16 protein-coding genes and 1 tRNA gene are annotated in these 14,544 nt (G+C 72.3%); 5 read left to right on the top strand and 12 right to left on the bottom strand.

What is annotated here, in order from left to right; genetic code table 11:
* Positions 1-161: 161 nt before the first annotated feature.
* Positions 162-237: transfer RNA gene (locus BJ993_RS15785), tRNA-Thr, on the top strand.
* Positions 238-277: 40 nt separating this feature from the next.
* Here the strand turns inward: BJ993_RS15785 and BJ993_RS15780 are convergent.
* Genes BJ993_RS15780 through BJ993_RS15765 form a run of 4 tightly spaced genes read right to left on the bottom strand, consistent with a single transcriptional unit; the run spans position 278 to position 4,343 of the window.
* Entirely contained in the window at positions 278-1,360 is a 1,083-nt protein-coding gene (locus tag BJ993_RS15780) for a threonine aldolase family protein (RefSeq protein ID WP_036547742.1), read from the bottom strand.
* On the bottom strand, positions 1,339-2,019 hold the full coding sequence (locus tag BJ993_RS15775; RefSeq protein WP_179649843.1) for an SDR family oxidoreductase: 681 nt from the start codon (positions 2,017-2,019) through the stop codon (positions 1,339-1,341). Before BJ993_RS15775 ends, BJ993_RS15780 begins: the two co-directional genes overlap by 22 nt.
* A complete protein-coding gene (locus BJ993_RS15770) occupies positions 2,016-3,389 on the bottom strand; it encodes a DUF6421 family protein (protein ID WP_179649841.1) in 1,374 nt (457 codons plus the stop codon). Before BJ993_RS15770 ends, BJ993_RS15775 begins: the two co-directional genes overlap by 4 nt.
* Positions 3,390-3,422: 33 nt before the next feature.
* Positions 3,423-4,343: a DMT family transporter gene (locus tag BJ993_RS15765; protein ID WP_308645595.1), complete on the bottom strand. Its 921-nt coding sequence runs from the start codon at positions 4,341-4,343 to the stop codon at positions 3,423-3,425.
* A 118-nt stretch (positions 4,344-4,461) separates the two neighbouring features.
* On the opposite strand from BJ993_RS15765, the gene BJ993_RS15760 reads away from it, so the two are divergent.
* From BJ993_RS15760 to BJ993_RS15750, 3 genes are read left to right on the top strand one after another with little or no spacing between them, the layout of a single operon-like run.
* A complete protein-coding gene (locus BJ993_RS15760; RefSeq protein ID WP_179649839.1) occupies positions 4,462-5,574 on the top strand; it encodes an ATP-dependent DNA ligase in 1,113 nt (370 codons plus the stop codon).
* Between the two features lie 48 nt (positions 5,575-5,622).
* Positions 5,623-6,156, top strand: a complete 534-nt coding sequence (locus BJ993_RS15755) for a hypothetical protein (RefSeq protein WP_036547733.1) — start codon at positions 5,623-5,625, stop codon at positions 6,154-6,156.
* Positions 6,157-6,208: 52 nt separating this feature from the next.
* Positions 6,209-6,475, top strand: coding sequence for a hypothetical protein (locus BJ993_RS15750; protein ID WP_179649837.1), 267 nt, complete (start codon positions 6,209-6,211; stop codon positions 6,473-6,475).
* 10 nt (positions 6,476-6,485) lie between these two features.
* On the opposite strand, the gene BJ993_RS15745 is transcribed toward BJ993_RS15750, so the two are convergent.
* The 3 genes from BJ993_RS15745 to msrB are packed head-to-tail and all read right to left on the bottom strand — an operon-like array spanning position 6,486 to position 9,305.
* Complete coding sequence (locus BJ993_RS15745; RefSeq protein ID WP_179649835.1) at positions 6,486-7,577, bottom strand: DNA polymerase domain-containing protein; 1,092 nt, start codon at positions 7,575-7,577, stop codon at positions 6,486-6,488.
* Between the two features lie 38 nt (positions 7,578-7,615).
* On the bottom strand, positions 7,616-8,848 hold the full coding sequence (gene aztD / locus BJ993_RS15740; RefSeq protein ID WP_179649833.1) for a zinc metallochaperone AztD: 1,233 nt from the start codon (positions 8,846-8,848) through the stop codon (positions 7,616-7,618).
* Between the two features lie 55 nt (positions 8,849-8,903).
* Positions 8,904-9,305 carry a peptide-methionine (R)-S-oxide reductase MsrB gene (gene msrB, locus BJ993_RS15735; RefSeq protein ID WP_036547722.1) on the bottom strand — a complete coding sequence of 134 codons (402 nt, stop codon included), beginning with the start codon at positions 9,303-9,305 and terminating at the stop codon, positions 8,904-8,906.
* A 128-nt stretch (positions 9,306-9,433) separates the two neighbouring features.
* On the opposite strand from msrB, the gene BJ993_RS15730 reads away from it, so the two are divergent.
* Positions 9,434-9,946 (top strand): hypothetical protein, encoded by a 513-nt coding sequence (locus BJ993_RS15730; protein ID WP_179649831.1) that lies wholly within the window; start codon positions 9,434-9,436, stop codon positions 9,944-9,946.
* On the opposite strand, the gene BJ993_RS15725 is transcribed toward BJ993_RS15730, so the two are convergent.
* The 5 genes from BJ993_RS15725 to BJ993_RS26625 all read right to left on the bottom strand — a co-directional run bounded on the left by BJ993_RS15725 (position 9,947) and on the right by BJ993_RS26625 (position 14,500).
* On the bottom strand, positions 9,947-10,411 hold the full coding sequence (locus tag BJ993_RS15725; RefSeq protein ID WP_308645594.1) for a rhodanese-like domain-containing protein: 465 nt from the start codon (positions 10,409-10,411) through the stop codon (positions 9,947-9,949).
* On the bottom strand, positions 10,408-10,857 hold the full coding sequence (locus BJ993_RS15720; protein ID WP_179649830.1) for a cysteine dioxygenase: 450 nt from the start codon (positions 10,855-10,857) through the stop codon (positions 10,408-10,410). The genes BJ993_RS15725 and BJ993_RS15720 overlap by 4 nt, the downstream gene beginning before the upstream one ends.
* A gap of 183 nt (positions 10,858-11,040) precedes the next feature.
* A complete protein-coding gene (hemQ, locus tag BJ993_RS15715) occupies positions 11,041-11,766 on the bottom strand; it encodes a hydrogen peroxide-dependent heme synthase (RefSeq protein ID WP_036547713.1) in 726 nt (241 codons plus the stop codon).
* A 20-nt stretch (positions 11,767-11,786) separates the two neighbouring features.
* On the bottom strand, positions 11,787-12,452 hold the full coding sequence (locus BJ993_RS15710; RefSeq protein ID WP_179649829.1) for a response regulator transcription factor: 666 nt from the start codon (positions 12,450-12,452) through the stop codon (positions 11,787-11,789).
* On the bottom strand, positions 12,449-14,500 hold the full coding sequence (locus tag BJ993_RS26625; protein ID WP_179649828.1) for a sensor histidine kinase: 2,052 nt from the start codon (positions 14,498-14,500) through the stop codon (positions 12,449-12,451). The genes BJ993_RS15710 and BJ993_RS26625 overlap by 4 nt, the downstream gene beginning before the upstream one ends.
* Between the last annotated feature and the right edge of the window lie 44 nt (positions 14,501-14,544).

The following is a 14,544-nucleotide window of genomic DNA, read 5'->3' as shown; positions in this document are numbered from 1 at the left end:
ACGTCCCGCCCGGATCGCACCAGACCCGCGCAGATCGCACCGGGCCCGCCCGGACGTCATACGAAACGGCCGCCGGGACGACCACTTCGCATGACGTCCCGCCCGGCCCACGCGACGGACGACCCGCTGACTAGGATTGCCGGGCGCTCCGAGAGCGCGCCGCCGGTGTAGCTCAGTTGGTAGAGCGTCTTACTTGTAATAAGAGGGTCGCGGGTTCAAATCCTGTCACCGGCTCCATCCCCTTCAGCGCCTCACTCGCAAGGCGGGACCGGTGCCCTCAGGCGCGGCCCATCTCCTCGCGCAGCGCCGCCAGGAAGGCGTCGATGTCGTCCTCGGTGGTGTCGAAGGAGCACATCCACCGCACGTCGCCGGCGGCCTCGTCCCAGAAGTAGAAGCGGTGCCGCTCCATCAGCCGGCGGCTGACGTCGTGGGGCAGGCGGGCGAACACGCCGTTGGCCTGCACCGGGTACAACAGCTCGACGCCGTCGATCTCGCGGACGCCCGCGGCGAGGCGCTGTGCCATGGCGTTCGCGTGGCCGGCGAGGCGCAGCCACAGTCCGTCGGCCAGCAGCGCCTCGAACTGCACCGAGACGAAGCGCATCTTGCTGGCCAGCTGCATCGACAGCTTGCGCAGGTGCTTGAGGTGGCTGACGGCGCCGGGGTTCAGGATGACGACGGCCTCACCGGCCAGCGCCCCGTTCTTGGTGGCACCGAACGACAGCACGTCGACGCCGGCATCGGAGGTGAACTCCCGGACCGGTACGTCGAGCGCGGCGGCCGCGTTGGCGAGCCGGGCGCCGTCGAGGTGCAGCCGCATGCCGAGGCCGTGGGCGTGCTCGGCGAGCGCGCGCACCTCGTCGGGCGTGTAGAGCGTGCCGAGCTCGGTGGACTGGGTGATCGAGACGACCTGCGGCATCGCGCGGTGCTCGTCGTCGAAGCCCCAGGCCTGCCGGTCGACCAGCTCAGGGGTGAGCTTGCCGTCGGGGGTGGCGACGGGGTGCAGCTTGAGGCCGCCCATCCGCTCGGGCGCGCCGCCCTCGTCGACGTTGATGTGGGCGCTCTCGGCGCAGATCACCGCACCCCAGCGGTCGGTGAGCGCCTGGAGGCCCACGACGTTGGCGCCGGTGCCGTTGAAGACCGGGTAGGCCTCGACGCCGTCGCCGAACAGCCCGGCCATGAGCACCTGGAGGTGCTCGGTGTAGGCGTCCTCGCCGTACGACACCTGGTGGCCGCCGTTGGCCAGCGCGACCGCGGCCAGCACCTCGGGATGCACCCCCGCGTAGTTGTCGCTGGCGAACTGCCGGACCTCGGGGTCGTGCCGCCGTCGGGCGGCGGTGCTCAGGGTTGCGGCGTCAGCCACAGTCGCTCTCCGTTCAGCTCGGCGCTCGGCCGGTCCCACAGACCGGCGATCGTCTCGGCCAGATCGTCGACGTGGGTGAAGCCGTCGAACGCGGCGTCCGGGCGGGCAGCGCGCATCGCGTCGTCGAGCAGGGCCTTGACCACGAGGATCGTAGCGGCGGCGTCCCCGTCCGCCCGGCCGAAGGCGTGGGCCAGGGCGAGGGTCCAGGCCTCGGCGGCGGCCTTCGCGGCGGCGTAGGACGCGTTGCCGGCGGTCGGCGCGCCGGCACCGGCGGCGCTGACCACCACGAACCGGCCACCGGACTCGACCAGCGACGCCTGCGCGGCGAGCGAGGTGTGCTGCAGGGTGCGCACCAGGAGCGGCTCGAGCACCGCCCAGTGGTCGAGCGCCTCGGCCGTCAGGCCCTTGCCGCCGCGCCAGCCGCCGACGAGGTGGACGACCCCGTCGAGACGGCCGTGCGCGGCGACGATGCCGTCGATCCACGCCCGGGTGGCGTCCGGGTCGAGCAGGTCCACGACGCTGGCCTCGGCCTCCAGCCCGTCGAGCCGGGACGCGTCGGCGTCGGCGGCGGCGACGACGGCACCGCCGGCGGCGAGGCGGCGTACGACGGCACGACCCGCCGGGCCGCCGGCACCGGCGACCGCGATGACGCGGGTCATGCGGCGGCGGTGATGCCGCGGGTCTCCGCGATCACGTTCTTGAGCTTCTTGGCCAGCGCCTCGAAGAACATGCTCAGCGGGAACTCGTCGGCCAGCACGTCGTCGACCAGCTCGCGCGGCTGCTTGGAGAAGTCGAGCGCCTCGGCGCCCCGGGCCCACTTCGAGGCAGGGTGCGGCGCGAGGTAGCGGCTGACCAGCTCGTAGGCGGCCTGCCAGTGCACGATCTTCGGCCGGTCGATGCCGTCGCGGTAGAGCTGCTCGATCTCGCCGAGGAGCGCGTTGGTGACCTGGGGCGCGAGGTCCCAGTCGATGCGCAGCTTGTTGTCGGTCCAGCGGATCGCGTCGTGCTGGTGCAGGTAGGCGAACAGCAGCTGGCCACCGAGGCCGTCGTAGTTGCGGGTGCGCTCGCCGGTGACCGGGAAGCGGAACATCCGGTCGAGCAGGATCGCGTGCTGCGCGTCCGCGGCGACCTCGTTGCCCTCCGTCTCGAGCTCGACGGCCGCGCGGAACGCGGTCAGGTCGCAGCGCAGCTCCTCCAGGCCGTACATCCAGAACGGCTGGCGCTGCTTGATCATGAACGGGTCGAAGGGCAGGTCGCCGTGGCTGTGCGCGCGGTCGTGGATCATGTCCCACAGCACGAACGCGTCCTGGCTGCGCTGCTGGTCCTCGAGCAGGCCGCGGACCTCCTCGGGCAGCTCGACGCCGAGCAGGTCGACGGCGGCGGTGCCGACGCGACGGAAGCGGGCGGCCTCACGGTCGCAGAAGATGCCGCCCCAGCTGAACCGCTCGGGCACCTCGCGCACCGCGACGGTCTCGGGGAAGAGCACGGCCGAGTTGGTGTCGTAGCCGCTGGTGAAGTCCTCGAACGCGATGCCGCAGAACAGCGGGTTGTCGTAGCGCGTGGCCTCGAGGTCCGCGAGCCACTCGGGCCAGACCATGCGGAACGCGACGGCCTCGAGGTTGCGGTGCGGGTTGCCGTTCTGGGTGTACATCGGGAACACGACGAGGTGCTGACGACCGTCGGCCCGGTCGGCGGCCGGCTGGAAGGCGAGCAGCGAGTCGAGGAAGTCGGGGACGCCGAAGCCCGTCTCGGCCCAGCGGCGCAGGTCGGCGACGAGGGCGCGGTGGTACGCCGCGTCGTGCGGGAGCAGCGGCGAGAGCGCCTCGATCGAGGTGACGATCTCGGCGACGCTCGCGACCACGCTCTCGCGGGACGGGGCGCCCTCGGCGGCCAGGTCGATCGAGCCGTCGGCGAGCTGCCAGGTGCGGACCTGCTCGACGGCGTCCTTCAGGGTCCGCCAGGCGGGATCGGCCACCACGGCGTCACGGTGGGCGGCGGCGCGGTCGGTGAGCGAAAGAACATCCGTCATGTGAGCCATTCAACCGGAAATCTTCCGGTTGAATCAACTCTGGCGCGGCTTCCGTCGCGTCACGAGCACCCCGACGATGCACAGGGCGCCGCCGACGAAGGCCAGGACGGGCGGCACCTCGTCCAGCAGCACCCACGCCAGCACCGCCGCGATGGCCGGGACGAGGAAGGTCGTCAGCGACTGCTTGCCCGCGTCGGTGTAGCGCAGCGCGAAGGCCCAGGTGAGGAAGGCGAGCGCGGTCGGGAACATGCCCAGGTAGGCGATCAGCAGCAGCGTCCCGGCGCTGCCGTGCTGCACCACGTCGCCGAGGTCGCCGAGCCACGGCAGGCAGACGACGGCGCCGATCCAGCACGCGTAGCAGGTCACCTCCAGGCCGGAGAGCCGGCGCAGCAGCACCTTCTGGCACACCACGCCGATCGCGTAGGTCACGGCGGCGAGCAGCGCCAGCAGCACCCCGTCGAGGTCGGATCCGCCGTCCCCGCGCATCGCGCTGCCGATCACGACGACGCCGCCGAAGGCGATCGCCATCCCGAGCAGCAACCATCCCGTGAGCCGCTCGCCGAGGAAGAGTGCGGCCAGCAGGGCGATCAGGATCGGCCCGACCTGGACGACCATGGCCGCGGTCGCCGCGTCGATCCTGCGCTCGCTGTCGTTGAGGGCGATGTTGTAGATCCCGAACCACGCGACCCCGCAGCACACCAGCAGGATCACCTCGGCGCGGGTGAGCCGGCTCCGCGGAGCGCGCGCCAGGAGCGCCGAGAGCACCACCGCGGCGATCAGGAGCCGCCCCAGCGACAGCGCACCCGGCGTCACCTCGTGGCCGAGGTGCCGGATCGCCACGAAGGCGGAGGCCCAGAGGACCAGCGTGACCCCGATCGCCGCCACCGGCTGCCAGGCCGGGGGCGCGGAGCTCCCGGACGAGACGGGAGCGGCCTGCGCGGGGGTCGACGTCACCCGTCCGAATCTAGGGGCCGGGCAAGGGCCGGAGCACGCGGTTTTCGGTCGTCGTACGTCGAGATCGGGACAATGCGGTGGAGCGATGAGTGTCGGACCCCTGACTAGTCTCACCCACGTGGACCTCCCCGTGATGCCGCCCGTCCAGCCGATGCTCGCGAAGGCCGTCTCCGGCGTGCCGGACCCGGCGAAGCACGACCCGCTGGGCCTCAGCTTCGAGCCGAAGTGGGACGGCTTCCGCTGCATCCTGTTCCGCGACGGCGACGAGGTGGAGCTCGCGAGCCGCAACACCAAGCCGCTGACGCGCTACTTCCCCGAGCTGGTGGAGGCCGTGAAGGCGGAGCTGCCCGAGCGGTGCGTGCTCGACGGCGAGATCTTCGTGGCGCTCGACGGGGCCGACGGCAAGGGACGCCTGCAGTTCGAGGTCCTCCAGGAGCGGATCCACCCCGCCGCGTCGCGGATCAAGCTGCTCTCCGAGCAGACGCCCGCCGACTTCGTCGCCTTCGACCTGCTGGCACTCGGCGACGAGTCGTACGTCGACCGGCCGTTCAGCGAGCGGCGGGCCGCCCTCGAGCAGGCGCTCGCCCACCTCGGCCCCGACACCGGGCGGTGCCACCTGACCCGCACGAGCACCGATCCCGCCGTCGCCGAGGAGTGGTTCCACCAGTTCGAGGGCGCCGGGCTCGACGGGGTCGTGGCGAAGCCGATGAGTGCGCCGTACGCGGAGAACGCCCGCACCATGCTGAAGATCAAGCACGAGCGCACGGCCGACGTGGTGCTCGCCGGCTACCGCGAGCACAAGACGAGCACGCCCGAGAAGCCGCTCATCGGCAGCCTCCTGCTCGGCCTGTACGACGGCGGCGAGCTCCAGCACATCGGCGTCAGCGCCAGCTTCACCGCCGCGCGGCGGGCGGAGCTGTGGCAGGAGCTCCAGCCTCTCGTCTGCCCGATCGAGGAGCACCCGTGGGGCCGGTGGCAGGAGTTCCTCGTCGCCAACCCGGGCCGCCAGCCGGGCACGCAGAGCCGGTGGAGCCAGGGCAAGGACCTCTCCTTCACGCCGCTGCGCCCCGAGCGCGTCATCGAGGTCAAGTACGACGCCATGGAGGGCTCCCGCTTCCGCCACACCGCCCACTTCAAGCGGTGGCGCGAGGACCGCGACCCGGAGTCGTGCGGCTACGACCAGCTCGAGCAGCCGGTGAAGTACGACCTCGCCGACGTGCTCGGCGGCTGACCGACCCCGGTCCTCGACCCGCGCCCACCGGCGCGGCAGGATGGAGCCATGACCACCGAGTCCGCGCCGACCGAGGAGCCGTACGACGTCGTCCTCCTCGTCGAACAGGCCCTCACGCCCGCCGACGCCGCCCAGGTCCGTGCCCTGCACGTCGAGCTGGACGACGACCCGACGATCGAGGTGATCTACCACGTCCTCCTGCCGATGGCCGACGCCGCGGCGGCCGTCGAGGCCTCACTGGGCGTGATCGGTGGCGCCGACCTGATCGCGCCTCCGATGACGCCGTCGCCCGACGAGATCGACCACCTGCGCGAGGAGTACCGCGAGCAGGCCGACCGCGACCTCGCCACGACCGCCGAGGCGCTGACCGCGACCGGCGCCCACGTGGGCAGTCGCGCGATCGTCACCGACCCGCCGGTCGACGCGCTGACCCGCAAGGTCAAGGAGGTCGACGGCCGGGAGGCGATCATCCTCACCCGGCCGCACCTGGTGGCGGAGTTCTTCCACGTCGACTGGACCTCGCGGGCCCGCCGCAAGCTCGGCGTACCGGTGCTCCACCTGCTCGAGCACGACGAGTCCTGAACCCGCGCCCTGCATGGCGTAACAGCCGGATCCGTCCGGTCGTTGACCTGTCATGTCGGCCCTGCACACCCTCGACGTCCGCCTCTTCGAGGCGCTCACGGGCACGTGCCTGAGCGCCTCCGAGCGCGACCGGGTCGTCGACCTGTGCGAGTCAGCGGTCGCGATGGCGCCCGGGCTCGGCCTGCCCCACCCCGGCCAGGCAGCCCGCTGCGCGGTGCACCTGCTGGTCGCCCACGCGGTGCCGGGCCTCGACCCCCGCGTGCGCAGCGACCTCGCGCGGCTGTGCGAGGTGGCGGTCGTGCGGGGCCTGCCCGCCTGACGACGCTGGGCTAGGTCCCCTCGACCCGGTTGCCCTGCTCGTCCCAGTGTTCGGCGACCTTCTTGCTGGGCTGCACCCGCGGCGGCTCGCCCGGCATCTTCGGGTAGTCGGGCGGGAAGTTGAGCTCGCCCTCGCCCGCGTCGACCTGCTGCTGCCAGAGGTCGAGCAGCGGCTCGAGGGAGTACGACGCCTCGTCGATCGCGGCCCACGGGTCCCCGTCGGCCACGCGCTCGGTCACGGTGAAGAGGTTGAAGTCGCGGGGGTCGGAGACCTCGGGGAGCTCGGACCAGGTGACCGGCGTCGAGACCGGCGCCCCCGGCTTGGGCCGCAGCGAGTAGGCCGAGGCGATGGTGCGGTCGCGGTTGTTCTGGTTGAAGTCGACGAAGATCCGCTCGCCCCGCTCCTCCTTCCACCAGGCCGTGGTCACCTGTTCGTCGCGCCGGGCGAGCTCGCGGCCGAAGGCGATCGCGGCGTGGCGGACGTCCTCGAAGGTCCAGCGCGGCTCGATCCGGACGTAGACGTGGACGCCCCGGTTGCCCGAGGTCTTGGGGAAGCCGACGAGCCCGAGCTCGCGGAGCAGCTCGTCGGCCACCCCGGCGACCCGGACCGCGTCGGCGAACCCCGTGCCCGGCTGGGGGTCGAGGTCGATGCGGAGCTCGTCGGGGTGGTCGACGTCGGCCCGACGCACCGGCCACGGGTGGAAGGTCAGGGTCCCCATCTGCGCGCACCAGACCGGCACGGCGATCTCGGTGGAGCAGATCTCCTCGGCGGTGCGCCCCGAGGGGAAGGTGATCCGCACCGGGTCGACGTAGTCGGGAGCGCCCTTGGGGACGCGCTTCTGGTAGAAGCCCTCGCCGTCGTCGCCGTAGCCGGTGGAGAGCCGGAAGCCCTCGCGGTAGCCGTCGGGCCACCGCTCGAGGGCTGTCGGCCGGTCCCGCAGGGCCCGCATCAGCCCGTCCTCGACCGCGACGAAGTACTCCGCCACCATCAGCTTGGTCACCTCGGGCGTCCGGTCGGTCGCCTCGTAGATCACCCGGTCGGGACTGGACACCCGGACCTCGCGGTCGCCGGCCTGCACCATCGCCGCAGCGGTCTTCGCCATGCGGCGAGCCTACGGGCTGGTGCCGACGGCGGGCCGGATCAACCGGTGACGCCGCGCAGCTCGCTCGGCACCTGGGGCACCTCCAGGCTGTCGACGACCTCGAGGGTCCCGAGGTCGACGACGTGGACCTGCTTCGTCGCCGGCTCGGTGACATAGGCCGTGTCGCCGACGACCTCCAGGAGCGGCCGGGGCTGGTGCCAGTCGAGCGGCTCGCGCCACTTCGCGGTGACCGGGACCGACGCCGTCACCTTCGCCGTCGCCACGTCGATGACGTGCAGCCGGCCGTCGGTGCCGAGTACCAGCGCGTCGCCGTCCGGCGTACGGCCGAGGGAGCGGAAGCTGTAGCTCGCCGGCAGGTCGACGAGCCGCAGCGACGCGGTCCGGGTGTCGATGATCGAGACCCGCGTCGGCCGCTCGAGCTCGGCGTCGGCGTCGACCTTGTAGTCGCCGAGCACGTAGCGCGAGGTGTCGTGGCCGGCCTGGTTGCCGATCCGGCCGTAGGCGTCGGGCGCGTCGACCTTCGTGATCTCGCGGCCGTCGACGACCAGTACCCCGTCCTCGCACCCGAAGAGCGCGACGTCGCCGGCGAAGGCCTCGCCGTGCACCCCGGGGCACTCGTCGGAGGAGGCCAGCTCGTTGCCGGCGGCGGTGATCAGCCTGATGCCGCTGCGGGACTCCTCGTCGCCGACGGTCAGGATCAGGTTGCCGTGGCCGTCCTGCACGGCGACGCCGTGGTGTGCCTCGTCCGCCTGCCAGGTGTCGAGCTCCGGTTCACCCTCGGCCAGGTCGGCCGGGTCGAACGCCGTGATGGCGCCGGTCCCGTCGTCGAAGACGGTCGTCCGCCCGTGGTGCGGGACGACGTGGCCGGGCTCCTGGGCGTCGATGGTGAAGCCGGTCAGCCGCGGCTCGGTGGCCCAGGAGTGCCCGTGGTCGCCGTGCTCGTCGGTCCACGCGCCGGTGTCGAGGGCGGTGAACCCGCCGGCCCCCGACACGAGCAGGTGCCGGCCGTCCCCCGCGGGGTTGAGCCGCAGGAACCCGTCGACCTCCTCGTCGAGCAGCACCTCGCCGGACCCCGCGTCGAGGACGAGCACGCCTCCGTCGTACGTCATCGCGAGGCGGGGGCTGGGCGCCTCCACCTCGGTGGCGGCCGCAGGCGTGGACGACGGGGACGAGGAGGACGAGGAGGACGGCGACCCCTCCGTGCCGCAGGCGACGAGAGCGCCCGAGGTCAGGGAGGAGAGGACGACGAGGACACCGGACTTGATCAACATGAGAATGATTCTCATGTGCAAGTCCGGCGTCCGTCAAGCCGGCGTCGGTCCGGCGTCAGCCGTCAGCAGGCTCCAGGGTCAGCGAGATCGAGTTGATGCAGTAGCGGTCGCCGGTCGGCGTGCCGTAGCCGTCGGGGAACACGTGGCCCAGGTGCGAGCCGCAGTTGGCGCAGCGGACCTCGACCCGCTTCATGCCGTGCGAGTTGTCCTCGATGTATTCGATGGTGTCGCTGATCGGCTGGTAGAAGCTGGGCCAGCCGCACCCCGAGTGGAACTTCGTGTCGGACTCGAACAGCTTGGCCTGGCAGGCCTTGCACCGGTAGACGCCCGTGGTCTCGGTGTCGGTGTACTCACCCGTGAAGGCACGCTCGGTGCCCGCCTTGCGGAGCACCTGGTACTCCTCGGGAGTCAGCGCCGCGCGCCACTCCTCGTCCGTCTTCTCGACCTCGTATGCCATACCCCAACGCTACCCAGCCGGACCAGCGCCGAAAGCCCCGTCGGGCAAAGGATTCCCCAACCACCGGACACCCGGCGACGGCCGCCCTAGGGTCGCCTCACCTCGCACTCTCGGAAAGGCAGCCCCCCATGCCCGCACTCCCCCTGCGCCGGTCCGGCGCCATCGCCCTGTCCGTGCTTCCGGCACTCCTGCTCGGCCTCACCGCCTGCGGCGGGTCCGACGACGACGGCGACACCGGAGCCGACGACCGCACCCAACAGAATGCCCACCTCAGCTTCGAGGCCGTCGAGGACCTCGTGGCGAGCGAGGTTCCGGCGGACGCCGACTGCGCCGCCCACAAGTGGACCGACGTCAACCCGACCCTCGCCCCTCTCTTCGGCGAGGCCACGGAGGCGCACGAGCTCGGCTGCTGGGCGGCCGAGGCGGATGTCAGCGCCTCCACCCCGGCCGAGGTCCTCTACGCCGAGTTCGCCGACGAGGCCACCACGACAGCCTTCGTCGAGGCGAACTTCGCCTTCTCGTACGACGTCGTCCAGGACGGTGCGGCCGTCGCCCTGGTCAGCATCGTGAGCCTGCCCGACCTCGCCGAGGACATCGCGGGCCTGTGCGACTGCGACGTCCAGGAGGGCAAGACGCCCTGATCAGGCGACGACGCCGGCCACCGGCAGGCCGGCGGCCCGCCAGGCCGCGAAGCCACCGACGACATCGGTGGCCCGGTGGATGCCCAGCGACTGCAGCGCATCCGCCGCCAGCGAGGAGGTGTAGCCCTCCTGGCACAGCACGATCACCCGGAGGTCGTACGACGCCTCGGGGATCCGCGCGTCGCTGCGCGGGTCGAAGCGCCACTCGAGCACGTTGCGCTCGATCACGAGCGGCTCCAGTGTCTGCGCGACCTCGCCCTCGGCGGCACGCTGGGCGGCAGGGCGGATGTCGACGAGGAGCACGTCCTCGTGGGTGATCAGCTCCTGGAACGCGGCCCGCGGGCTGATCCGGTCGAGGCGCGAGCGGGCGTCGGCGAGCAGGGCGTCCACGCCGTCGTACCGCGGGGCGGGCCGGAGGCCCTCCTTGCGCACCATGTCGACGACGGTAGCGAACAGCGCGGTCACCACTCCTCCCCTGCCCGCTCGACGCCGAGCACCTCGAGCCGGTCGCCGCGGAAGCGGAACCGGGTCATCGTGGTGAGCCGCGGCGAGTACGCGTGCAGGGAGAGCGCCGGCCGGTCGGTGGCATTGCGGACGTCGTGCGCGTAGCCGGCCCCGAACGCCTTGCCGTCGCCGACGCCGAGGTCGATCAGCTGGAGGCCGCCGTCGAAGGTGTGCTCGGTCAACTGGCCGTCGAGGACGGTGAAGGCACCCGAGGAGGAGCCGTGGTCGTGCCAGTCAGTGGCGGCACCGGGCGGCCACGAGATCAGCCAGAGCTCGTAGTCCTCGGTGGCGAGCAGGCGGATCCAGGTCCGCTCGTCCGGGTCGTGGTCGAGCAGGTGGAGGAGGTCGGGGTCGGCGGCGTGCTCACGCACGACCTCGAGGAGGGGCAGGACAGCGAGCTGGGTCATCGGAGGTTCCTTCGGGGGCTGGTGGGTCGGTGCTGGATCAGTCGAGGTGGATCAACAGCACGGACAACACAGCCCGCCCGAGCGCCAGGTGGCGCGCGAGGCGAGGGAGGAACCGGTCATGGCTCCATAGTGCATTAACTCAATAGAGTTTGCAAACTTCGATCCCGCGGCGTGGCGGGAGGATCACGGCAGGCGCGTCACCAGGTCCGCGAAGGACACCCGCCGCCCGGTGTAGAAGGGCACCTCCTCGCGCACGTGGCGCCGGGTCTCCGAGCCCCGCAGGTGGCGCATCAGGTCGACGATCCGGGTCAGGTCGTCGGCCTCGAACGCCAGCATCCACTCGTAGTCGCCGAGCGCGAAGCTCGGCACCGTGTTGGCACGGACGTCGGGGTAGTCGCGGGCCATCTGGCCGTGCTCGGCGAGCAGGCGGCGGCGCTCGGCGTCGTCGAGGAGGTACCACTCGTAGGAGCGGATGAAGGGGTAGACCGCGACATAGGCGTGCGCCCGCTCGTCGGCCAGGAACGCCGGGAGGTGGCTGCGGTTGAACTCCGCGGGCCGGTGCAACGCCATCTGCGACCAGACGGGCGCGAGCCGACTGCCGAAGGCGGTACGACGGAGGCGGTGGTAGGCGTCCTGCAGCTGGTCGCTGCTCTCGGCGTGCCACCAGAGCATCAGGTCGGCGTCGGCGCGGAGCCCGGCGACGTCGTACACACCGCGGATGACGACGTCCTCGGCGGCCAGCTCGGCGGCGAGCGCCTCGAGCTCGGCCAGCTCGGCCTTGCGGACGACCTCGTCGGCGCCCAGCGGCTGCTCCAGCTTGAAGACCGACCACATGGTGAAGCGGATCGTGTCGTTGAGCTCGTTGATCTTCGCCGCGTTGGTCTTGATGTGCGCCTGGGGGTCCGACATGACTCCATTGTGCCGAGCGGTCAGGCGAGTCCGTACCCCGCCTCCCGTGCCTTGACGATCGCGTCCGCGCGACCGGTGGCGTGGAGCTTGGCGTAGATGGCCGAGACGGCGTTGCGGACGGTCTTGTTGGAGACGTAGAGCTCGCCCGCGATCTCGTCGTTGGTCCGGCCGGCGGCGATCCGGTGCAGGATGTCGCGCTCGCGGTCGGTCAGGTCCGGGAACGCCTCCTCCTCCCGGTCGGTCGACGGCGTGGCGACCGCGCCGGCGAAGAAGGCCGCCACCCGCGCGGCGAGGCTCGCGCCGAACACCATCCCGCCCGCGGCCGCCGAGCGGATCGCGGCCTGCACCTCCTCCGCGCCCGCGCCCTTGAGGAGGTAGCCGCAGGCGCCCGCCCGGATCGCGGCGAGGATCGTGTCGTCGTCCTCGTTCATCGTCAGCATGACCACCCGCAGCGCCGGGTTGCGGCCGGTGAGGAAGCGGGTCGCCTCGATGCCGTCGAGCTGCGGCATCTGGATGTCCATGACCACCAGGTCGGGCGCGGTCTCGTCGACGACGTGGACCGCCTCACGTCCGTCGGCGGCCGTGCCGACGACCTCGATGCCGTCGAGGGCGCCGAGCAGGGCGACGAGGCCGTCGCGGACGATCTGGTGGTCGTCGACGACGACGACGCGGATGGCGGGAGTCATGCGGGGGTCCTCAGCGGAAGTCGGGCCGAGACGACGGTGCCGCCGCCCGGTGGGCTGGTGATCGTGGTGGTGCCGCCGAGCTCGGCGGCCCGCTCGCGCAGGCTGGAGAGGCCCACGCCGGCGGTGCGCCCGGGGGCGATGCCGACACCGTCGTCGGCCACCTCGACGAGCAGGTCGTCGTCGGCGACGTCGATGCTCAGCCGGACGTCGGTCGCCTCCGCGTGCCGGGCGACATTGGTGAGCGCCTCCCCCACGATCCGGTACGCCGCCACCTCGACGGCCGCCGGGAGCCGGCCCGCCAGGTCGCCCCCGGTGGTGACGGCGAGCGGCAGCGCCAGGGTCTCGGCCTGCTGGCGCAGCGCCCCGACGAGCCCCCGGTCGTCGAGGGCGGGCGGGCGCAGGTCGTGCACCAGGCGTCGTACGTCGGCCACGACGTCCTGCACGTGCGCGCTGACCGCCTCCAGCTGCTCCCGCGCGCGCTGCGGGTCCCTGTCGACGGTCATCCGGGCGGCCTCGAGCTGGAAGACGATGCCGCTCAGCGCCGGACCGAAGCCGTCGTGCAGGTCGCGGCGGATCCGGCGTCGCTCCTCCTCGCGGGCGGTGACGAGGCGCTCCCGACTGCGCTGCACCTCGTCGGCGAGCTGGCTGGACCGGGCAGCCGTCGCGGCCTGGCGGACGAGGTCGCCGAGCAGCTGCTGGTCGCGCTGGCTGAGCCGGCTGCGCAGGCCGCGCGCGGGCAGGACGAGGCTGCCGATCGTGGCGTCGCGGTAGGTGATCGGCAGGGTGCGGACCTGGTCGGGCCGTTCGCCGACGGTCGTCACCAGGCGCTCGCCGTGGGTGCGCTCGACCTCCACGCTGACGTACGGGATCGCGAACGCGCTCGCGACCGCCTGCGCGACGGCGGCCAGCTGCTCGGTGCTGTCGTCGGTGGTCTCCAGGGTCGAGGCGAGGCCGGCCACGACGTCGTACCGGTTGGTGCGCTCGCCGAGCATGAGGCGTCGTACCAGCGCGGAGAGGCGTTGGCGCGCGGGGCCGTAGAGCAACACGGCCACGGCGAGCACCACGCCGACGACCTGGGCCTGGCTCAGCTCGTCGTCGAGCAGGAGCGTCAGCAGACCCAGCACGGCGGCGTCCGCGACCACCAGTACGGCGAGCAGCGCGGCGAGGACGGCCGTGCGGGCGAGGAGGTCCTGGATCGAGACGAGGGTCGGCCGGACGATCGCGATGGTCATCGCGGCCGGCGGCAGCACGGTGGCGCTGAACGCACCGGCGTACCCGTCACCGGGGAGCGGGAACACCAGGCTGACGAGCACGACGGCCACGATCACGAAGACCGACCACAGCAGCCAGCGCATGCGGTCGCGTTCGAGGCCCTCCGACCGGCGGTAGCGGACGACCACGGTCAGCAGGGAGAAGAAGAAGGCGACGACGCCGATGGCGACCCCCGCCGAGACCAGCTGCTGGCCGTGGCCGGCGAAGGCGCTGATCGAGGTCGGGTCCTGGTCGACGCCCGCGGGGACCTGGTCGAGCCACTGGTCGCCCTCGGCCGGCGCCACGATCACCGCGAAGCCGCTCAGGAAGAGGCCGCCGACCGCCACCCACGACGCCGGGGTCCAGCGCCCGGGGAGGAAGCGACCGGTCGGGAACACGAGGAGCAGGGCTGCCGTGACCGAGGTGAGGTAGGCGCCGAAGCGGTTGAGGAACCACAGCGCGAAGGTCATCGCGGGCCACGGGTCGTGCTCGGTGAGACCGGCGTGGACATAGCTCTGGGCGAATCCGTCGAGGGACCAGAAGAGGCCGGACGCGGCGAGCACCCAGCCGAACCGCTGCCCCCGGTCGCGCAGCAGCACGATGCCCGCGAGGATCCCGAGCACGGCGCCGTTCACGATCCAGGGCCAGCCGGCGCCCTCGGAGATCTCGGCGCCGGGACCGGTACCCGGAGCCGTCATGTCGAGCCAGGCTCCCGCAGGGAGGAGCGCCACGCAGAGCACGGGAACCGCCAGCACGGCGGCGAGCTGGGCACCGCGGGGCCGGGGGTCGCTCTGCACCGGCACATTGTGCAGCCGGCCCGGTCCCCTCCGTGGCGGAATGG

The sequence above is a fragment of the Nocardioides aromaticivorans genome, assembly GCF_013408525.1.
GTDB classification, from domain to species: domain Bacteria; phylum Actinomycetota; class Actinomycetes; order Propionibacteriales; family Nocardioidaceae; genus Nocardioides; species Nocardioides aromaticivorans.
Note: the sequence above shows the minus strand (reverse complement) of the source record. Positions and strands in the feature narration are given on the sequence as shown.